19 protein-coding genes are annotated in these 18629 nt (G+C 74.3%); 9 read left to right on the forward strand and 10 right to left on the reverse strand.

Annotated features, from left to right (window positions below):
- Positions 1–49: 49 nt before the first annotated feature.
- The gene (locus ACPYN7_RS08650) at positions 50–979 is read right to left on the reverse strand and encodes a carbohydrate kinase family protein (protein WP_424347372.1); all 930 of its coding nucleotides are present in this window, start codon (positions 977–979) and stop codon (positions 50–52) included.
- Between the two features lie 212 nt (positions 980–1191).
- On the opposite strand from ACPYN7_RS08650, the gene ACPYN7_RS08655 reads away from it, so the two are divergent.
- Entirely contained in the window at positions 1192–2643 is a 1452-nt protein-coding gene (locus ACPYN7_RS08655) for a glyceraldehyde-3-phosphate dehydrogenase (protein ID WP_058875237.1), read from the forward strand.
- 103 nt (positions 2644–2746) lie between these two features.
- On the opposite strand, the gene ACPYN7_RS08660 is transcribed toward ACPYN7_RS08655, so the two are convergent.
- The 4 genes from ACPYN7_RS08660 to fdhD all read right to left on the reverse strand — a co-directional run bounded on the left by ACPYN7_RS08660 (position 2747) and on the right by fdhD (position 6930).
- Positions 2747–4066, reverse strand: a complete 1320-nt coding sequence (locus ACPYN7_RS08660; RefSeq protein WP_424347373.1) for a M18 family aminopeptidase — start codon at positions 4064–4066, stop codon at positions 2747–2749.
- Between the two features lie 9 nt (positions 4067–4075).
- Complete coding sequence (locus tag ACPYN7_RS08665; RefSeq protein ID WP_424347374.1) at positions 4076–5203, reverse strand: lysostaphin resistance A-like protein; 1128 nt, start codon at positions 5201–5203, stop codon at positions 4076–4078.
- Positions 5204–5280: 77 nt separating this feature from the next.
- Positions 5281–6015: a glutamine amidotransferase gene (locus tag ACPYN7_RS08670; RefSeq protein ID WP_058875234.1), complete on the reverse strand. Its 735-nt coding sequence runs from the start codon at positions 6013–6015 to the stop codon at positions 5281–5283.
- Positions 6016–6069: 54 nt separating this feature from the next.
- Positions 6070–6930, reverse strand: a complete 861-nt coding sequence (fdhD, locus tag ACPYN7_RS08675) for a formate dehydrogenase accessory sulfurtransferase FdhD (RefSeq protein WP_424347375.1) — start codon at positions 6928–6930, stop codon at positions 6070–6072.
- A gap of 398 nt (positions 6931–7328) precedes the next feature.
- On the opposite strand from fdhD, the gene ACPYN7_RS08680 reads away from it, so the two are divergent.
- From ACPYN7_RS08680 to ACPYN7_RS08700, 5 genes are all read left to right on the forward strand, one after another.
- A complete protein-coding gene (locus tag ACPYN7_RS08680) occupies positions 7329–7919 on the forward strand; it encodes an alternate-type signal peptide domain-containing protein (protein ID WP_424347376.1) in 591 nt (196 codons plus the stop codon).
- A gap of 114 nt (positions 7920–8033) precedes the next feature.
- The gene (locus ACPYN7_RS08685; RefSeq protein WP_424347377.1) at positions 8034–8633 is read left to right on the forward strand and encodes a hypothetical protein; all 600 of its coding nucleotides are present in this window, start codon (positions 8034–8036) and stop codon (positions 8631–8633) included.
- A gap of 15 nt (positions 8634–8648) precedes the next feature.
- Complete coding sequence (locus tag ACPYN7_RS08690; protein ID WP_424347378.1) at positions 8649–9623, forward strand: hypothetical protein; 975 nt, start codon at positions 8649–8651, stop codon at positions 9621–9623.
- Positions 9620–10315, forward strand: a complete 696-nt coding sequence (locus tag ACPYN7_RS08695; protein WP_424347379.1) for a signal peptidase I — start codon at positions 9620–9622, stop codon at positions 10313–10315. Before ACPYN7_RS08690 ends, ACPYN7_RS08695 begins: the two co-directional genes overlap by 4 nt.
- Before the next feature lie 111 nt (positions 10316–10426).
- Positions 10427–11179, forward strand: a complete 753-nt coding sequence (locus ACPYN7_RS08700) for a PIG-L deacetylase family protein (RefSeq protein WP_424347380.1) — start codon at positions 10427–10429, stop codon at positions 11177–11179.
- A gap of 25 nt (positions 11180–11204) precedes the next feature.
- Here ACPYN7_RS08700 and ACPYN7_RS08705 read toward each other — a convergent pair whose 3' ends face one another.
- Both ACPYN7_RS08705 and ACPYN7_RS08710 read right to left on the reverse strand, forming a co-directional pair.
- Complete coding sequence (locus ACPYN7_RS08705; RefSeq protein ID WP_058875228.1) at positions 11205–12419, reverse strand: MFS transporter; 1215 nt, start codon at positions 12417–12419, stop codon at positions 11205–11207.
- Positions 12412–13695: a glycosyltransferase 87 family protein gene (locus tag ACPYN7_RS08710; protein ID WP_424347381.1), complete on the reverse strand. Its 1284-nt coding sequence runs from the start codon at positions 13693–13695 to the stop codon at positions 12412–12414. Before ACPYN7_RS08710 ends, ACPYN7_RS08705 begins: the two co-directional genes overlap by 8 nt.
- A 356-nt stretch (positions 13696–14051) precedes the next feature.
- Between ACPYN7_RS08710 and ACPYN7_RS08715 the strand changes: the two genes are divergently transcribed.
- Entirely contained in the window at positions 14052–14783 is a 732-nt protein-coding gene (locus ACPYN7_RS08715; RefSeq protein ID WP_424347382.1) for a GAF and ANTAR domain-containing protein, read from the forward strand.
- Positions 14784–14877: 94 nt separating this feature from the next.
- Here the strand turns inward: ACPYN7_RS08715 and ACPYN7_RS08720 are convergent, their stop codons facing one another.
- Positions 14878–15687, reverse strand: coding sequence for an SDR family oxidoreductase (locus ACPYN7_RS08720; protein ID WP_424347383.1), 810 nt, complete (start codon positions 15685–15687; stop codon positions 14878–14880).
- Between the two features lie 166 nt (positions 15688–15853).
- Here ACPYN7_RS08720 and ACPYN7_RS08725 point away from each other — a divergent pair, with 166 nt between their 5' ends.
- The gene (locus ACPYN7_RS08725; protein ID WP_424347384.1) at positions 15854–16564 is read left to right on the forward strand and encodes a hypothetical protein; all 711 of its coding nucleotides are present in this window, start codon (positions 15854–15856) and stop codon (positions 16562–16564) included.
- 24 nt (positions 16565–16588) lie between these two features.
- Here ACPYN7_RS08725 and ACPYN7_RS08730 read toward each other — a convergent pair whose 3' ends face one another.
- A complete protein-coding gene (locus ACPYN7_RS08730) occupies positions 16589–17518 on the reverse strand; it encodes an NADP-dependent oxidoreductase (protein WP_058875223.1) in 930 nt (309 codons plus the stop codon).
- 172 nt (positions 17519–17690) lie between these two features.
- Between ACPYN7_RS08730 and ACPYN7_RS08735 the strand changes: the two genes are divergently transcribed.
- Entirely contained in the window at positions 17691–18113 is a 423-nt protein-coding gene (locus ACPYN7_RS08735; RefSeq protein WP_058875222.1) for a VOC family protein, read from the forward strand.
- Between the two features lie 26 nt (positions 18114–18139).
- Here ACPYN7_RS08735 and ACPYN7_RS08740 read toward each other — a convergent pair whose 3' ends face one another.
- Entirely contained in the window at positions 18140–18598 is a 459-nt protein-coding gene (locus ACPYN7_RS08740) for an SRPBCC family protein (protein WP_058875221.1), read from the reverse strand.
- Between the last annotated feature and the right edge of the window lie 31 nt (positions 18599–18629).

Raw genomic sequence — 18629 nt, forward strand, 5'->3', positions numbered from 1 at the left:
TCTCCTTCGGTCGGGGTCGGGATCGGGTCGGGGGTCGGCCGAGGGCCGGTCAGGGTGCGGGCAGCTCGTCCCGGCGGGGCAGGTCGGCGCCGGCCCGGGAGACCGTGACGCCGGCCGCCGAGGCGGCGTGGCGCAGCAGCTCGCCGACCTGTTCCTGGTCCAGGTTGTCGATCCGCTCGCGGGCCCGGGCGCCCGTGTAGCCGTGGTCGGTGAGCCAGGACAGCAGCGCCGCCATGAAGGAGTCGCCGGCTCCCACCGTGTCCACCACGGTGGTGCGGGCGGCGGGCACCTGCGCCCCGGCCGGGCCGGTGGCCCGGGTGCGGGCCCAGGGCCCCAGGGGTCCCCGGGTGACGACGACGAGCTCCGCGCCGGCCTTGAGCCAGGCGCCGGCGCTCTCCTCGACGCTGCGGTGCGGGTAGAGCCACAGGAGGTCCTCGTCCGAGGCCTTCACGACGTCGGCGAGGGCCACGAGCTGCTCGGCGCGGGCCCGCGCCTCCGAGGAGTCGGGGATGATGGACGGCCGGCAGTTGGGGTCGTAGGAGATCAGGGCCGAGCGGTGGGCCTGCTCCACGGCGTGCAGGACCTTCGAGGCGCCGGGCTCGAGCATCGCCCCGATCGACCCCACGTGCAGCAGGGTCGTGTCCCGCAGCAGCTCGCCCAGCTGCTCGTCCGAGAGGTCCAGGGACCAGTCCAGCTGGAAGTCGTAGGTCGCGGCGCCGTCGTCCCCGATGACGGCCTCCGCCACGGACGTGGGCCGCGCGTCGGCGCCGAAGGGCAGCAGGACGCCGTTGTCCCGCAGGTGCGCCTCGACCTGCGTGCCGTACTCGTCCTCGCCGTAGCGGCCGAGGAACTGGACCTCGTGGCCGAGCCGGGCCAGGCCCACGGCCACGTTCATGGGGCTCCCCCCGGCGTGCGCGCGGGGCTCCTGGCCGTGCTTCGAGACCACGTCAACGAGCGCTTCACCGATCACCGTCAGCATGCCCTCACGGTAGCACCCGCCGGTCCCGCCGCCCCGGCCCCGGAGCGGCCCGGCGGACGTGTCACAGAGGCCTCGCGCGCGCGCCCGTGCGCTTAGAATGGAGGGCGGCGCCCTGTGCGAACCGCAGCGGCGCGAGCATCCGACCGCGCAACGAGGCGCGGCACGTCACGGCCGGACACGATGACGTCCCCGGCCGAGGAAGAGAGTCATTCTTGAGCACTCCTGAAAGCTGGGCCGACCGCGAGGCACTCGCGGAGAGCATCGTCCCCCTGGTCGGACGTCTGCACCGCGAGAACAAGGTCGTGCCGACGGTCTACGGCCGCTCCCTGGTGCACAAGTCCGTCACCCAGATCATCAAGGCGCACCGCTTCGCCCGCCGCATCGACGGCGAGGAGCTGCCCCTGGAGGACACGACCCGCCTGCTCGAGACCCTGTCCCGGCTGAACCTGGGCACCTGCGCGGTGGACCTCGGCAAGCTCAACCGGCTCGCCCAGGAGTCGGACCAGGACCTCGAGGCGTTCCTGCGCGAGGAGCTCGCCCCCGTGGTGGACCGCAGGGCCCAGAACTCCCCGGAGGCCCAGGACGTGGTGCTCTACGGGTTCGGCCGCATCGGCCGCCTGCTCGCCCGCATCCTGATCAACCGCAACGACGGCACCGGCCTGAACCTGCGCGCCGTCGTGGTGCGCAAGAAGCCGGGCAACGACCTGGTCAAGCGCGCCTCCCTGCTGCGCCGCGACTCGGTGCACGGCAAGTTCGACGGGACCATCCACGTCGACGAGGAGAACGACGTCATCACGGCCAACGGGGTGGCCATCAAGTTCATCTACGCGAACGACCCCACGGAGATCGACTACACCGCGCACGGCATCGACAACGCGATCGTCGTGGACAACACGGGCGTGTGGCGCGACGAGGCCGGCCTGTCCAAGCACCTGCAGTCCAAGGGCGTGGCCAAGGTGCTGCTCACGGCTCCGGGCAAGGGCGACCTGAAGAACATCGTGTGCGGGGTCAACGACGACGTCATCACTCCGGAGGACACCATCCTCTCCGCGGCGTCCTGCACCACCAACGCGATCACCCCGGTCGTGAAGGTGCTCCACGACAAGTACGGCATCGCACAGGGCCACGTCGAGACGGTGCACTCCTACACCAACGACCAGAACCTCATCGACAACTGGCACAAGGGCGACCGCCGGGGCCGCTCCGCCGCCCTGAACATGGTCATCACCGAGACCGGCGCGGCGAAGGCCGTGGCCAAGGCCCTGCCGGAGATGGCCGGGAAGCTGACGGGCAACGCGATCCGCGTCCCCACCCCGGACGTGTCCATGGCCATCCTGAACCTGCAGCTCGAGCGGGCCCCGGAGTCCGAGGACGCGGTCAACCAGTACCTGAAGGACATCTCGCTGAACTCGTCCCTGCGCAAGCAGATCGACTACACCGACTCCCCCGAGATCGTGTCCACCGACTTCGTGGGCTCCCGCCGCGCGGGCGTCGTCGACGGTCTCGCGACGATCGTCAACGGCAGCTCGCTGGTGCTCTACGTCTGGTACGACAACGAGTTCGGCTACTCCTGCCAGGTCGTGCGGGTGCTGGCCCGGATGGCCGACATCGCCATGCCGCAGTTCCCGGCCGAGCGGGTCGCGGTCGGCGCCGTCGCCGGCTGAGCCCGGTCCGGCCACGAGGGGCCGTGTCCCACCGGAGCGCCGGCGGGCCACGGCCCCTCTCCGTGTCCGGGCACCGGACCCTCCCGCGGCCCGGCGCGCCCCGTCAGGGGGTGTAGAAGGCCCCCGCGACGGCCCCCAGGGCCGCGACGTCGTCCACGTGGCACAGCTCCCGGGCGGAGTGCATCGACAGCAGGCCGATGCCGACGTCGATCGTGCGCACCCCCAGCCGGGCGGCGGTGATGGGCCCGATCGTGGACCCGCAGGGCACCCGGTTGTTGGAGACGAACTCCTGGTAGCCCACGCCGGCGCGCGCGCAGGCCTCGGCCCAGATCCCGGCGCCCACCGCGTCCGTGGCGTAGTGCTGGTCGGCGTTGATCTTCAGCAGCGGACCCGCCCCGGGCACCGGCCGGTTCACGGGGTCGTGGTGGCCCTGGTAGTTGGGGTGCACCAGGTGCCCGGCGTCCGCGGACAGGCACACCGAGCCGGCCAGGGAGCGCCGGTGCTCGGCGGCCGTGCGGCCCAGCTCCTCGTTGATGCGCACCAGCACGTCCTCGAGGAACGGCCCCGCGGCGCCGGAGCGGGTGCGGGAGCCGATCTCCTCGTGGTCGAACGCGGCGAGCACCGCGATGTGCCGGCCCTGCTCCACCGCCTCCGCCTCCCGGACGAGGGCGCCCAGCCCGGCATGCACGGAGGACAGGTTGTCCAGCCGCCCGGAGGCGAACAGGGTCCCGCCCTGCCCGAACACGGTGGGCCGCTGCGAGTCCGCCAGCACCACGTCGTAGCCGACGATCCGGGCGGGGTCCACGGGACCGCCGTCCGCGTGCTCGGCCAGCAGCGCGAGGACGTCCGCGCCCTCCGGCTGCCCCACGCCCCAGACGGGCTGCACGTGCTGCTGCCGGTCGAGCTGCAGGCCCTTGTTGGCCTCGCGGTCCAGGTGGATGGCGAGCTGCGGGATGCGGGCCACGGGTCCGGTCGCGGTCAGGTGCTCCACAGGGACCCCGTCCGCGCCCCGCACCACGAGCCGGCCCGCGAGGCGCAGCTCGCGGTCCAGCCACGAGTTCAGCAGTGCCCCGCCGTAGGTCTCGACCCCCGCCTGGTGCCAGGTGTGGGCCGTGCTCGTGGGCCTCGGCTTGAGCTTGAACCCCGGCGAGTCCGTGTGCGCGCCGAGGATCCGGAAACCGGCCGCCGGCGGCACCTCCGCGGGGGTGGCCCACGCGATGACCGCCCCGTCGCGGAGCACGTAGCGCCGCCCGCGGACCCCGTTCCGGGCCCAGTCCTCCGTCTCGTCGAGGCGGACGAAGCCCGCCTCCGTCAGGCGCGCGGCGGCGGCGTGCGCGGCGTGGAAGGAGCTCGGCGACTCCATCACGTAGCGGCCGAGGTCCTCGACGGCGGAACGGGGGTCGGCTGCGGTGCGGGGTTCCATGCGGTCAGTCTACGAAAGGGACCGGGGCGCGGGGCCGGGCGCCGGCTCCGCCCAGTGGCCGGGGCAGGCCGGCGGGCCGGGGCACACCCAGGCCGCGGGCTCGTGGCCGGGCCGTCCGGATCCGGCCCCGGCGTGCCCTCCGGGGCCGGGCCGGGGACCGGGCGCGAGGGGCGGCCGCGGCGGGTGCACGGTCCGGGTCACCTCGACGCCGTGCCGGCGCGCGGCACGGACCACGAGCCACGCGAAGAGCACCTGCATGGCCGCGGAGACGGCCAGAGCCACCCAGGAGGACTCCTCGGCGTCGGGGTCGGCCAGCCCGAGGGCCCCGAAGAGCGTGGCGACCACGTTGTTGACCACGTGCAGGGCGATCGCGGCCTCGAGCCCGCCGGTGCGCCAGGTCAGCCACCCGGCGACGACCGCCATGACCGCGACCGCCAGCAGCCCCCAGGCGTCGTAGAGGTGCCCGAAGGTGAACAGGGGCACGGGCAGCAGGATCGCGAACACGGGCCGGCGCAGCCACCGCCCCACGGTCTGCAGCAGGTAGCCGCGGAAGACGAGCTCCTCCGCGGCGCACTGCAGCGGGACCACGAGCACGATCATCGCGATCAGCCACCAGAAGCCCGCCACGGGCCGCGGGGCGGCCGACGTCCCGACCAGCAGGTACTCCACCACGAGGGCGGCCGCGTGACCCAGCGCGTAGACCGCCAGGGCCACGAGGAGGCACCGGCCGAGGAAGCCCCAGCGCAGCCGCCCCGTCACCGACAGCAGCAGCCCGATGGGCCGGGGGCCCATGATGGCCCGGGCCGCGAGGAGCGCCGGGATCATCAGGACCAGGGAGAAGAACAGCATGAAGAAGATCGCCGGGTCCATGATGTCCAGCTCCGTGGCCTCGAGGAAGACCTCGTCCAGGGCCTCCTCGCCGCGCACGACCACGAGGCCCACGGCCCAGACGATGCCGAAGACGATCGTCAGCACCAGGTAGAAGGCCCCGAAGAGGAGCAGCTCCACGAGCGGCTTCCACCACCGGTGCTCGGGGTCGGCGTGGCCGAGCCGGTGGTAGGGCAGGAGGCGGGGACCGGGGCTCGGGCGGAGGTCGTCGAGGGGCCCCTGCCTCCAGGGGGCGGCGCGCGTGGTCATACCTCCCACGGTATCCTCAGCCGGCCCTTCCGGACACGCGACAGTTCGGGGGCCGGGATCCCCGGCCCCCGAGGGGCTCAGCGCGCGTAGCGGTCCACGAACGCGGCGAGGATCTTCTCGGGCTCCGTCACGCGCGGGCCCGTGCGGATCCGGTGCTTGACCTGCTCGGCCGCGCCCGCCGGGAAGTAGCCGTGCTCCTTGTACGCCTCGATCCGGTTCAGCAGCGCGGGGGCGTCGAGCTCGGGGTGGAACTGCGTCGCGTAGAGGTTCTGCTTGATCCGGAACATCTGGACGGGGCAGCCCGTGCCCGTGGCCAGCAGGACGGCGGCGGGCGCGAGGGTCCGCGTGCCCTCCTTGTGCCCCACGAAGCCGTGGAACGTGGGCGGGAACCCGCGGAGCAGCGGGTCCCGCCGCCCCTCGTCGGTGAGGGTGACCTCGATGACGCCGATCTCCTCGCCACGGGTGCGGTCCACGACCGCGCCCTGGTGCGTGCCGAGGGTGCCGACCCCGTAGCAGGCGCCGAGGAAGGGGAAGTCCCGGGCGACCACCTCGTCGAGCAGGTCCCGCATCTCGGACTCGGCCCGCCGCTGCACCTCGGTCTTCAGCTGCGGCGGGTCGGAGGAGTTGAACGGGGACCCGCCGATGATGACCCCGGAGTAGCGCTCGAGGTCGATCGGCGGCATGGGCCCGGCCTCCAGCCGGACCCGGTGGAGGCTGCTCTCCTGCAGGCCGCTGAAGCGGCGGACGGTCTCGTACTCCTCGTCCGCCACGTCGTCCTCGGCGCGGGTCGCGAGCAGCAGGAAGGGCTTCATGACTCCATCGTAGCCAGCGCCTCGGCGCTCCCCGCGCACTCGGGAGAAGCCGGCTCAGGGGAGGAGGCGCTCCCGGTGGGCGTAGGCGTTGAACGACGTCCCTCGGCTGAAGCCGAGCAGCGTGACGCCCGTGCGGTCCGCGAGGTCCACGGCGAGGGCCGACGGCGCCGAGACGGCCGCGAGCGCGGGGATCCCGGCCATGTACGCCTTCTGCACCAGTTCGAACGAGGCGCGGCCGGAGACCTGCAGGACGGTGCCGCGCAGGGGCAGGAGACCCTCGCGCAGGGCCCAGCCCACGGCCTTGTCCACGGCGTTGTGCCGCCCCACGTCCTCGCGCACGCACAGCAGCTCGGGCTCGGCGACGCCGTCGCGCGCGGCGGGACCGTCCGGGAAGCGGAAGAGACCGGCGGCGTGGACACCGCCGGTCGTGGCGAACAGCCTCTGGCCGGTGCGCAGCCGGTCCGGCAGAGCCAGGACCGCGGGCACCGGCAGGCGGACCGCGTCCCCGGCCGGGTCGTGGGTCGAGACCTTGGTGACGGCCTCGATGGACGCCGTGCCGCACACTCCGCACGACGACGACGTGTAGACGTGCCGCTCCATGGAGGTGTCCGGCAGCGCGACGCCGGGGGCGAGCCGCACCTCCACCACGTTGTAGGTCCGCCGCCCGTCCGGGCCGACGCCGCTGCGGTAGTCCATCTGCAGGATCTCGGCCGGCGAGCGCACCACGCCCTCGGAGACGAGGAACCCCGCCACGAGGTCGAAGTCGTGGCCTGGCGTGCGCATGGTGACGGTGAAGGGCCTGCCGTCGAGCCGGATCTCCAGGGGCTCCTCGCCGGCCAGGGTGTCCGCCCGACCGGAGCCGTCGCCGTCGGCGGTGTACCGGTGCACGCGGCGGCGCTGGGAAGCACGGGTCATGGCGGTCCTCCGGTCCCGGCCCCTCCGGTCGGGGGCCCTCCCCCGGCATCCTAGGCGCGCTGCCCCGGGGACCGCCGAAGCGGGGACATTACTGATCAATAACGTCGGGGGAAGTGGGGACAGGAGAAGCCTGTTCGAATTCATAGACTTTTGTCTAGGGTTGACGTGTCAAGGGGATTCCGCGGCAGGGCTGCCGGCGGTTCCCCCGGGCGATCCACTGCGGCTCCCGGGCCGGCGCGCCGAGGCGCGCCCGGCGCAGCGGGCACCCCGTCCCCCGTGATCCGGGGGGACGGGCACCCGCCGCCTTCCGCGGACACCCCACCGGATGCCTCGCACGGCACGCGCACCGATCCCGGGCGTGCCGTCCTCCCACCCCTCTCTCGCTCGAAGGCGGAACCATGAACACTGCAGCACAGACCCCCCAGTCCGAGTCCCCCGGGCGGGACGGCAAGAACCGGCGTGCCGGCAAGGCCGTCCTGGCCGGCACCGTGGCGGTCGGGCTCCTCGCCGCCGGCGGCGGCACCTTCTCGAAGTGGTCCGAGGAGCACGCCGTCGCCTCGGACGACATCGTCACCGCCGGTGAGCTCTCCATGGAGAACACCACCGTGTTCTGGACGGACGGCGCCGGGAAGGACATCGACCCGGCCACCTACAAGATCGTCCCCGGCGACACCATCGAGCTCCACGCGTCCACCACGGTGATCGCTAAGGGCAACAACCTGCAGGGGTCCCTCGAACTGCAGCTGCCGGCACAGCTGCAGCAGGAGATCGACGCTCTCGAGAAGGCCGGCTACGTGTCCTACGACGTGACTCTGTCCAGCGACGAAAAGTCGACCCAGAACTCGTTCCCGGTCACCGCGAGCGACAACGGGGACACCGTGACGGCCGTCGCCTCGTTCACCTGGCAGGCGGACAAGACCACCGGCAGCGCCGGCGAGAACATGTCCAAGTCGTTGAGCGGCACCAAGCTCGTCCTCGCCCAGCAGTGACCGCACGGGGCCTTCCGGCCCCGGAGCGCCCCGGTGCGGCCTCGGCGCCGCACCGGGGTGCACCCGCCCCTCGCACGCCCCGCACCGTTCCGTCTCGTCCCCCCAGAGGCTCCCATGACGCGCTCCCACCGCACCCCCCGCCCCTCGACCGCCGGCCGCGCCCTGGCCGCCGCCGCAGCCGCGCTGCTGGCCCTGACGCTGCTCGGCAACGGCCTCGGGACGGCCGCCCGCTGGTCCGACACGGCCCCGCTCGAGACGCGGGCCGTCAGCACCGGCAGCCTCGGCGTGGTGCTGGAGCCGGCCCGGGCCGCCCTCCAGGACACCGAGGTCGACCCGGCGACCGGTGAGCTCGCTCGCGGGACCTCCGACCTCACCGGCACCGCCGGCGCCCTCTCCGCGCTGGCCCCCGGCGACACCGTCGTCGTCACGACCCGCGCGGTCCTCGACGTCGAGGGCGCGAACCTCACCGCGACGCTCACGGTCGACCCCGGCGTGCCGGCCGGCGGCGCGGTGGTCCCGCGCGCGGAGCTGGTGCCCGTCCTCGGCGCCCCGCCGACGGATCCCGGTCCCGCGCCGTCCTCCTGGACGGTGACCGCGGCCCACGACGGCGCGGCCTACGACGTCACCGTCGCCTACGAGGTCTCCGCCGACCCCTCGGCCCAGGGCACGACCGTCGACCCCGGCCACCTCACGGTCGCCCTCCTCCAGAACTGACCCCCAGGAGTTCTCATGAGCCAGTACCGCACCCCCACGGCCTACGTGCTCGGCGTCCTCGTCCTGCTGGCCGTCATCGTGCTCACCACCCCCAACGGTGGGACGCACGCACGCTGGTCCGCCACCGCGCAGTCCGAGGTGCCCGCCATGGCCACGGGCCGGGTCGGCTTCGAGGTCGGCGGCGCCGAGGGCGGCGCGAGCTCGGCGACCCTGACCAACACCTCCGGGTTCGGCGTCGAGTACCGGCCCCGGCAGGTCTCCCTGACCGGTTCCGACGGCGAGACCGTGACCCCGCCGCCGGGCCTGCGCTTCGCCTACCGCACCGGCGCGGACTGCGGCACTGCCGGGACCCCGGCACGGTGGACCGCCGTCGCGGCGGGCGGGTCCGCGCGGGTGGCCGTCCTCGAGCGGACCGCGGCCCCCCTGGAGCGGGACCGGCCCGCCGCGCTGTGCCTGACGGTCTCGACCGACGGCGTGCCCGAGGACGAGCTCCGACCCCTGGCCGGACGGCAGCTGCAGGTGCTCACCGAGCTGGAGGCCACCTCCCTCGGCGAGGGCACCTGGTCGACGACCCGCTCGTGGACGGCGCCCTTCACGGTGGAGCCGCCCGAGGCGGCGCCCCCGGCGGAGACGCCGGCCGTCCCCGCGGCGACCTGCACCCCGGGCCTCGAAGGGGTGCTGAGCTGGCCCTGGTCCGCCACGACCGACGGCGCCCGCGTGGTCGGCTGGGAGCTGCTCCGGAGGCCCCAGCTGACCGGCGGCGACTGGACCGTCCTGCGCTCCGTTCCGGAGAGCCCGGACCGCGCGGTCACCGTGACCGCGGCCGACGTCCCGAACGGCGGCGCCGGCAAGCACAACACCGTCCACGAGTTCGCCGTGCGGGCCCACTTCGCGCCGGGCACCGCGGCCCCCGAGACGCTGCCGATCGTGTGGGCCCTGAAGTCCCCGGGCGAGAGCAGGAAGATCGAGTGCATGGGAGTCCGGCAGTGACCACGACCGTCCACCGCGCCGGCCACGCCGTGCTCGTCGCCCTCCTGACCGCGGTGGCCGCGCTGCTGCTCGCCGTCGTCGTCGTCCCGCTCGCGCTCGGCTGGGTGCCCCTGACGGTGCTGTCCGGCTCGATGGAGCCCACCGTCCCGACCGGCAGCCAGGTCGTCGTCGCCCCCCTCGAGGGCGAGGACGACGCCGCCGGGCTGAGCACCGGGGACGTCGTGACCTTCATGCCCCGCCCGGACGACCCCACCCTCGTCACCCACCGGATCGTGGGCGTGGCGGTGGACGGCGAGGGGCGGCGCAGCTTCACGACCCGGGGGGACGCCAACGCGGTCCCGGACGCGGAGCCGGTCACCGCCACCCAGCTGCGCGGACTGGTGAAGTACCACGTGCCCTGGGCCGGCTACGCCGCGACCCTCCTGGACGCCGAGCAGAAGCGCGGCGGGATCGTGCTGGTCGCCGCCGCCCTGTTCGGCTACGCGCTGTGGCAGCTCGTGGGCGCGGTCCGGGACCGGCGCCCGGACGACAGCGCCGACGACACCGCGGACGCCACCGCCGACGAGGGCGCCGGCGAGAGCGGCGGCGAGGGCGGCGGCGAGCTCACGCGGCCGGACGGGGAGCAGTCGTCCCCGGCGGAGGCGCGCACGGAGGCCCTGCCGCTCGTGCCCGCCACGGCCTCCGGGCGCTGAGGCCCTCCCCGGCCGTTCCGTCGCCGCCCCGTGGCCGGCACGTCCCACGGAACGACGACACCGGGCGGGCCGCCGTTGCCGGTGCCCCGGAGCGGGTCCATGATGGGGACCATGACCGAGACCCCGCTCACGCACGTCGACGAGAACTGGCAGCGCGCCCTGGTGGTGGTCGCGCACCCGGACGACATGGAGTTCGGCGCCGCCGCGGCCGTGGCCCGCTGGACCGGACAGGGCAAGGAGGTGGTGTACTGCCTGGTCACCAGCGGGGAGGCCGGCATCGACGGGCTCGAGCCGGAGCAGTGCGGCCCCCTGCGGGAGGCGGAGCAGCGGGAGTCGTGCCGGATCGTGGGCGTGGAGCAGGTGGAGTTCCTGCACCAGCCGGACGGGGTGCTCGAGTACGGGGTGGCGCTGCGGCGGCGGATCGCCGAGGTGGTCCGCCGGCACCGCCCGGACGTGGTGATCACCAACAACTTCCGTGACACCTGGGACAACGCCACCAACCTCAACCAGGCCGACCACATCGCCACGGGCCGGGCCACGCTGGACGCCGTGCGGGACGCCGGCAACCGGTGGGTCTTCCCGGAGCAGATCGGCACGGGCCTGCAGCCGTGGCCGGACGTGCTGGCGGTGTGGGCGGCCGCCTCGCCCGGTGCCCGGCACGCGGCCGACGTCACGGAGACCTTCGGCGCCGGCGTGGAGTCGCTGCGCGCCCACGGCGCCTACCTCGAGGGCCTGGGCTGGGCCGACTTCGACCCGGACGCCTTCCTGCGGGGCAACGCCACCGCCGTGGGGGAACGGCTCGGGGTGCCGCTCGCGAGCTCCTTCGAGGTGCTCCCCCTGCAGTGGGGCGGCACCGAGGAGTGAGCGCCGGTCCGCCGGCGGGGCGCGGTCAGGCGGGCTCGGGCTCCCGGAGGACCGTGAGGACCAGCAGCACCGCGAGGACCACGAGGCCCGCCACGAAGCCGACCGCTCCCGGCCAGCCGGTGGCCGTGTAGAAGACGCCGCCGGCCGTGCCCAGCACGGAGGACCCGGCGTAGTAGAAGAGCGTGTAGAGGGACGAGGCCTGCGCCTTGCCGGTGCGGGAGCGCACGGGGACCCACCCGGAGGCCACGGCGTGCGCGGCGAAGAACCCCGCGGTGAACAGCAGCAGCCCCACCACGACCACGGGGATCGACGGGACGAGCGTGGCCAGCAGCCCGGTGAGCATGACGGCTCCGCTGCTCGCCAGGACCACCCGCCGCCCGTGGGCCGCCGCGATGCGTCCGGCGGTCCCGGAGGACCAGGTGCCCGAGAGGTAGGCCAGGAACAGGAGGCTCACCACGGTCTGGGACACCCCGAACGGCTCCTCGCCGAGGTGGAAGCCGAGGTAGTTGTAGATCGCCACGAACCCGCCCATGAGCAGGAAGCCCTGCAGGTAGAGCACCACCAGGCCGCGGTCCGCGAGATTGGCGCGCAGCCGCCCCAGCAGACCGCCCGGCCCGGTGAGCCGGACGGTCTGGCGCACGAAGCCCCGCTGGCGCGGGGCGATCAGGACGAAGACCACGGCGGCGAGCGCGGCCAGCACGCTCACGGTGATCGTGCCGGTGCGCCAGCCGAACGCGTCCCCCACGGGCGCGGCGACGATGCGCCCGGCGAGCCCGCCCAGGCTCGTCCCCGCCACGTAGGTGCCGGCGGCCACGGCGGCGTGCCGGCGGTCGAGCTCCTCCGCGAGGTAGGCCATCGCCACGGCGGGGATCCCGCCCAGGGCGACGCCCTCCGCGAAGCGCAGCGCCACCACGGTCTCGAAGCCCGGTGCCAGGGGCATCACGAGTCCCAGGGCCGTGGCCGAGAGCACGGCCATCACCATGGTCCGCAGCCGTCCCCACCGGTCGGAGACCACGGACCACGGCAGGACGCCCACGGCGAGGCCGAGGGTGGCCGCGGAGACGCCCAGGGACGCCTCCGCGGCGCCGATCCCGAGGTCCGCCGCCATGAGCGGCAGCACGCCCTGCACGGAGTACAGCTGGGCGAACGTCGCCACCCCCGCGCACAGCAGGGCCAGCAGCACCCTCCGGTAGCCCCGGCTGCCGCGGCCGTAGCCGGTCCAGGCGCCGGGCTCAGCCACGGTCCGCGTCGACGGCGCCCCGGGTCCCGGCCCGGAGGCCGGTGACCGTCCACACGGCCAGGAGCAGGAACAGGGCGAGGTAGGGCAGCGCGGCCACGGCGTCGATCACCGGCCCGGGCACGCCCGGCGGGCGCAGCCACGCGTCCCAGCGGATCGGACCGACGTACAGGCCCACGAGGGCGACCCCGCCCAGCACCAGGGCGAGCCGGCGCGGGCCGTCCCGGAGGAACGCCGGCCACGCCTCGACCCACAGCGCCGTGAACACCAGCGCCCACCACAGGTGGTGGTGGGACCACGTGACCGGGGACATGTAGAGCATGACGAGGGCGTTGACCGCGACCGCGGAGAGGACCATGTCCCGGGCCGCGAGGACCCGGATCAGCAGGGCGACGCCCACGACCATGACGAGGACCAGCGCCCAGCGCAGCAGGGGCTCCGCCCCGCCGGGGACGCCCAGGTGCAGGAGCACCCCCTGCAGCGAGGTGTTGTCGACGTACCCGGTGTCACCCACGCGCTCGTCGCTGACCACGGCCTCGCTCCAGAACACGGCGGCGTCCCGCGGCAGCGCCAGGAACCCGACCAGCACGGTCGCGGCGAACGTGAGGCCCGTGGTGAGGATCGGCCGCAGCTGTCCGCGCATCAGGAACACCAGTCCGAACGCCAGGGGCGTCAGCTTGACGCCGGCGGCCAGCCCGATCCAGAACCCCCGCGGGATCCGGCCCAGGAGGCTGTCGTCCCGGGTGCGCAGCAGGTCGTAGAGCACGAGGGCGAGGAGCAGGGCGTTGATCTGCCCGAGGCCCACGTTGCGCATCCACGGCCCCGACCACAGCAGCACCGCGGTGCCCGCGGCCACGGCGGTCGCCGGGCCCAGCAGGCCCTGCAGCGGCAGCGGCCGGCCGCGCTCCGCGGCCCAGCGCAGGAGGACGGCGGACAGACCCGCGGCGATGCCCATCGTGACGAGCCCCAGGGCGAGCTCGGTGAGCTGCTCGGGGAGGTAGGCGAGCGGCACGAACAGCAGCGCCGCGAACGGTGGGTAGGTGAACGGCAGTCCGCCGTCGTCGTGCAGGCTCAGCCCGGGCCCGTAGAGCTCGTCGGCGAACCCGTGCCGGTCCACCACGGCCATGCCGCCGAGCCGGTAGACGTCCAGGTCGATGCTGCCGTCGAGGGTCAGCCACACGGACCGCACCAGCGCGCCCACCAGCAGCAGCCACACCAGGCCGGTCAGCGCCGTCGAGCGTCCCGTGCGGGACGTGACGGCGGCGGAGGAAGAGCTCACCAGGGCCTCGGTTCTCGGGTCGGTGCGTGCAGGAGTGCACGCGGACGGGGCAGGATGTCGCGGGCGGCGGAGCCGGCGCCGCGCGGCGGCGTGGTCCGCCGCTGCCCGGAACGCCGCTGCACTGCGTGCGCCGGCGTGCGGGGTCGGCCCCCACTCTAATCGCGCGCGGCTCCGCACCGGGATCGCCGGTGACCGGCACGGGCCGCACGCGCGCCGAGCGGATGCCGGGACGTCGCGGCGGCGGGACGCAGGGGGCGCGGGAACACGGCATGATGGACCGTGCGGGCCCCGGGCCTCTACGGCCGGGCCCGACGGCACCTGCACCGCGGGCCCGCTGCGACCACCGGAGGAAGACCATGACGGAGCACGAGACGGGCGAATCGCCCACGGCGCCGCACGAGCTGCTGCTCGAGAGCGAGGACATCACGTCCTTCCTCGACGCGCTCACGGCCACCATCGCCCAGGCCCTGTCCACCGACGGGGACGAGGTGTGGTGCGCGGTCACCCTGCTGCGGCCGAAGAGGTCCTCGACCGTGGCCTCCTCCAGCCCCGCGGCCGAGGCCCTGGACGAGATCCAGTACCACTACGGTGACGGTCCCTGCCTGACGGCCTCCCGCGAGCACCGGCTGGTCCACGTGGCGGACACCCGCTCCGACCCCCGGTGGCCCGAGTACGGCAGGGCCGCCGCCGACAACGGCATCCGCTCCGCCCTCGGGGTGCCCCTGGATCTCGGCGGCGAGGCCTCCGCGGCCCTGGACGTCTACGCCGACCGCCCCCACAAGTTCGACCCGGCGACGATCGAGGTCGTCCAGCGCGAGGTGGCCTCCGCCTCGACCGCGCTGCGCCTGGCCGTGCGGATGGAGAAGCACCGGGACGCCGAGGCGGACCTCAAGGCGGCCATGGCCTCCCGCACCACCATCGACCTGGCCGTGGGCATCGTCATGGGCCAGAACCGCTGCACGCAGGAGGAGGCCTTCGCGATCCTGCGGGCCGCCTCCAGCCACCGCAACGTCAAGCTGCGCGACCTGGCCGCGGAACTGGTCGCCACCGTGGGACAGGGCCCGGCCACCACCCACTTCGACCGCTGAGCGCACGTCCGCGTCGCCGGGGACGGCGTGCGGGCACCCGTGGGCCGGCGCCCCGGCCGGCCGGGAGCCGGGGCGTCCCGCGGACCGGCCGGAGTCAGCCCTTCCGCCACTCGTCGCTCGTCAGGTGGGATCCCGCCTGCGGCCCCATCTGCACCATGCCGCCGTCCACGACCCAGGACGCCCCGGTGACGTAGGCGGAGGCCGGGGAGGCGAGGAACGCGATGACCGAGGCGATCTCCCGGGCGTCCCCGGGCCGGCCCAGCGGCACGCCGGGACGGTGGGTGGACCTCGGGTTCTCGTCCTCCTGGCCCGTCATGGGGGTCGCGATCTCCCCGGGGGCCACCGAGTTCGCGGTGATCCCGTGCTCCCCCAGCTCGAGCGCGATGGTCTTCACGAGCCCCCCGAGCCCGTGCTTGGCGGCGTCGTAGGCGCTCGAGCCGACCCGGGGCACGTGCTCGTGCACGCTGGTGACGGCGATCAGCCGGCCGCCCCGGCCGGCCGCCACCATGTGCCGTGCCGCCGCCTGGAGGCACAGGAACGCGCCGTCGAGATCGGTGGCCAGCACCTTGCGCCACGTGGCCAGGGACGTCTCCAGGAAGGGGATGTTCGCCCCCGTGCCCGAGTTGTTCACGAAGACGTCCACGCCGCCGAGCCGCTCCACGAGGCCGTCGACGACGGCGCCGCAGCTCTCCAGCTCCGTGGTGTCCAGCCGCGCCACCACGGCCCGCCGGTCGTAGGAGCGGACCTCCTCGGCGGTCCGCTCGGCGCCGGCCTCGTCCTGGTGCCAGGTGATGCCCACGTCCATGCCGGCCGCCGCGAGCGCCACGGCGGTCGCGCGCCCGATGCCGGAGTCGGAGCCGGTCACCACGGCCGTGCGCGGGTCGAAGTCTGGAGTGCGTTCCATGATCGTGGCCTTCCGTCCGTCCGGTGCGGGAACCGCCGTGCGGGGCGGTTCGGGAGCCTCAGCCTATGTCCGGCCGCGACCCCGGGCACACCCCCTGCCGTCGTCCGGGCAGCTCGTCCGGACTGCTCCTCCGGACCCGTTGCGGACCACCGCCGAGGAGAGGAGCATGTCAAGCAAGCTGATGGTCGGACGTGAGGAGACAGTCGTGGCAGCTCAGGACCAGTCAGGATCGACCGTCCCGGAGGAGCCCCGGACGTCCGGGGCGGACCGCCCGGGCGCGTCCACCCCGCGGGGGCGGCGGCAGGAGGTCGTCGCGGCGGAGAAGCGGGAGTTCGGGGGCGTGAAGTTCGGTTCGGCGTTCTTCGGCTGGATGACCGCCACGGGCATCGCCGTGCTGCTCACCGCGCTGCTCGGGGCGATCGGCGCGGGAGTGGGCGTGGCGACCAGCACCGACCCCGGCGAGATCGCGGAGCAGGTGGCCCAGGACGCCGGCACCGTGGGCCTGGTCAGCGGGATCGCCCTCGCGCTGATCCTCTTCGTCGCCTACTTCGCCGGGGGCTACGTGGCCGGGCGCATGGCCCGCTTCGACGGCGCCAAGCAGGGAGTGGCCGTGTGGGTGTGGGCGATCCTCATCGCGATCGTCCTGGCGCTCCTGGGTGCGCTGGCGGGCGAGCAGTTCAACGTGCTGCGCGAGCTCAACAGCTTCCCCCGGATCCCGATCGGCGAGGGCGCCCTCACCACGGGCGGCATCATCGCCCTGGTCGTCGCCGTCCTGATCCCGCTGCTCGCGGCGGTCCTGGGCGGCCTGGCCGGGATGCGCTTCCACCGGAAGGTGGACCAGGTCGGGATCGACCACCAGTACCGGTCCCACTTCTGAGTCCGGCCCTCCGGGAGCCGGGCCTCAGAACTCCAGGACGAGGCGCCCCCGGACGCCCCCGGCCTCGAGCCGGCGGTGCGCCTCGGCGGCGTCCGCGGCGGGCAGGACGGCGGCCACGCGCAGGGAGAGCACCCCCTCCTCCACGTGCCGGCGCAGCCGGTCGAGCTTCCGGCCCGAGTGGTACTCCCGGGGCACGCTGATCCGGTGCACGGTGATCCCGCGCCCCGGGTCCCCCGTCCAGTGCCGCACGGTCGCGAAGTCCCCGCCGTCCCGGACGGCGGGGACCGCCTTCTCGTGGAGCACGGCGGCGTCCACGAGGGCGTCGACCCCGTCGGGGAAGAATTCGCGGATCCGCTCCGCGACGTCGTCGCCGCGGGCGACCACGTGGTCGGCGCCGAGGCTCTCCACGAGCTCCAGGTCGTGCTCCGACGCGTCGGCCACGACGGTGAGGCCCTCGTGCTTGGCGAGCTCCACCACGTAGTTGCCCAGGGTTCCCGCGGCCCCGGTGACGGCCAGGGTCTGCTCGGGCTGCAGGTCCAGCACCTCGAGGATCTGCAGGGCCGTGAGCCCGTTCATGGGCAGGGTGCAGGCGGTGGCGAAGTCCGTGCCCGCGGGGAGGCGGGCGATCGAGTCGTCGGGGGCGACCAGGAGCTCGGCGTAGGCGCCCCCGTGCTCCCCGCGCGGCAGGGCGATGGCCATGACCGCCTCCCCCACCCGCCAGGCGCTGCCCGGCCCGACCTCGTCGACGACCCCGGCCGCGTCCATCCCCGGCACGTACGGCGGGCTCAGGTGCTCCAGCGGCTGACCGCCGGCGCGCAGCACGGTGTCCGTGGGGCTGACGGCAGCCGCCCTGACCCGGATCCGCACCTCCCCGGGCCCCGGGTGGGGGTCCGGCAGCTCGTGGACGGCGAGGACCTCGGGTCCTCCGAACGACTCGACTCCGATGACCTGCATGCCCGTTCCAACCCCGGGACGGGCGAACCCATTCCGGCCCCGCTCCGATGCCGTGACGATGCCGTGACGATGCCGCCGCGACATGCGGGCGGGGATCCTGTCACACCGTTGCGCCCCCGCGGGCCGGGGACCATGCTGAGGGCGGGGACCGCCGCAGCACGAGGGGGACGTCATGGCACCGGCAGAGTTCATCACCCTTCCCGTCTCGGACCTGGAGCGCTCGAAGCGGTTCTACTCCGGCCTGGGCTGGCGGCTGCACCCGGCGTTCGAGGGCAGCGGGGCGGGGACCGTGGAGATCCGCGAGGACGAGCACGTCATGGTCCTGAGCGAGGACCGCCACCTGCGCCTGGTGGGCCCCGGGACTCCCGGCACCCCGGCCGACGCCTCGGTGGTCAACGCGCTCAGCGTGGACTCCCCGGACGAGATCGACACCATCGTGGACCGCGCCGTCCGCGCCGGCGGGACCGAGGGCGACGCCCAGGACTACGGCTTCCTGCGCTCGCGCTGCTTCCGGGACCCCGACGGCCACCAGTGGGAGATCCTGTGGGTCGACCCGGCGGCGGCCTCGGCGCGCGCCGCCCGCCGGGAGCCCTGACCCACGGGCCTGGGCGGCTCAGGCGCTCACTTCTCGGAGACGGCCGCGGCGAGCCGCTCGAGGGAGTGCTCCAGGGCGCCCTCCTCGAACAGCGGGAAGGACACGGCCTTCCGGGCCTCCGGGCTCGCGTGCTCCCACGAGTAGGTCTCGGTGACCAGCGTGGCGCCGGGGCCCTGGGGCTCGAGCTCCCAGATCCACTCCCAGCCCTCCAGCTCCGCGCCCTGCGGCTTGGGCCGCCAGGCGAGCAGCTTGTTCTCGTCGAAGCCGGAGACGGTGTTCTCCATGACGTAGTCGCCGCCCATGTGCTCGCCGTTCATGTTCATCACGAAGACCTGCCCGACCTGCTGGATGCGCTGGTCGTCGCCGGAGACCACCGTGCCGGAGCCGTCGATCTGCCGGTGGCGCGCGGGCAGGCTGAGGACGTCGAAGATGGCGTCGGCGGGGGCGTCGATGACGCGGCTGGCGGAGATGCTGTTCTCGGTCATGCTGTGGGTCCTTCCGTCGTCTGCGGTACGA

Origin of the sequence: Kocuria sp. CH-021 (assembly GCF_049716185.1) — a bacterium.
Taxonomy (GTDB): domain Bacteria; phylum Actinomycetota; class Actinomycetes; order Actinomycetales; family Micrococcaceae; genus Kocuria; species Kocuria cellulosilytica.

What these genes read in the sequence shown, in the direction of transcription:
- ACPYN7_RS08665 (WP_424347374.1), bottom strand. Translation starts at nt 5,203, where the DNA reads ATGACCACGCGCGCCGCCCCCTGGAGGCAGGGGCCCCTCGACGACCTC.
- fdhD (WP_424347375.1), bottom strand. Translation starts at nt 6,930, where the DNA reads ATGACCCGTGCTTCCCAGCGCCGCCGCGTGCACCGGTACACCGCCGAC.
- ACPYN7_RS08660 (WP_424347373.1), bottom strand. Translation starts at nt 4,066, where the DNA reads ATGGAACCCCGCACCGCAGCCGACCCCCGTTCCGCCGTCGAGGACCTC.
- ACPYN7_RS08715 (WP_424347382.1), top strand. Translation starts at nt 14,052, where the DNA reads ATGACGGAGCACGAGACGGGCGAATCGCCCACGGCGCCGCACGAGCTG.
- ACPYN7_RS08725 (WP_424347384.1), top strand. Translation starts at nt 15,854, where the DNA reads ATGTCAAGCAAGCTGATGGTCGGACGTGAGGAGACAGTCGTGGCAGCT.
- ACPYN7_RS08650 (WP_424347372.1), bottom strand. Translation starts at nt 979, where the DNA reads ATGCTGACGGTGATCGGTGAAGCGCTCGTTGACGTGGTCTCGAAGCAC.
- ACPYN7_RS08690 (WP_424347378.1), top strand. Translation starts at nt 8,649, where the DNA reads ATGAGCCAGTACCGCACCCCCACGGCCTACGTGCTCGGCGTCCTCGTC.
- ACPYN7_RS08685 (WP_424347377.1), top strand. Translation starts at nt 8,034, where the DNA reads ATGACGCGCTCCCACCGCACCCCCCGCCCCTCGACCGCCGGCCGCGCC.
- ACPYN7_RS08735 (WP_058875222.1), top strand. Translation starts at nt 17,691, where the DNA reads ATGGCACCGGCAGAGTTCATCACCCTTCCCGTCTCGGACCTGGAGCGC.
- ACPYN7_RS08680 (WP_424347376.1), top strand. Translation starts at nt 7,329, where the DNA reads ATGAACACTGCAGCACAGACCCCCCAGTCCGAGTCCCCCGGGCGGGAC.
- ACPYN7_RS08740 (WP_058875221.1), bottom strand. Translation starts at nt 18,598, where the DNA reads ATGACCGAGAACAGCATCTCCGCCAGCCGCGTCATCGACGCCCCCGCC.
- ACPYN7_RS08720 (WP_424347383.1), bottom strand. Translation starts at nt 15,687, where the DNA reads ATGGAACGCACTCCAGACTTCGACCCGCGCACGGCCGTGGTGACCGGC.
- ACPYN7_RS08700 (WP_424347380.1), top strand. Translation starts at nt 10,427, where the DNA reads ATGACCGAGACCCCGCTCACGCACGTCGACGAGAACTGGCAGCGCGCC.
- ACPYN7_RS08730 (WP_058875223.1), bottom strand. Translation starts at nt 17,518, where the DNA reads ATGCAGGTCATCGGAGTCGAGTCGTTCGGAGGACCCGAGGTCCTCGCC.
- ACPYN7_RS08670 (WP_058875234.1), bottom strand. Translation starts at nt 6,015, where the DNA reads ATGAAGCCCTTCCTGCTGCTCGCGACCCGCGCCGAGGACGACGTGGCG.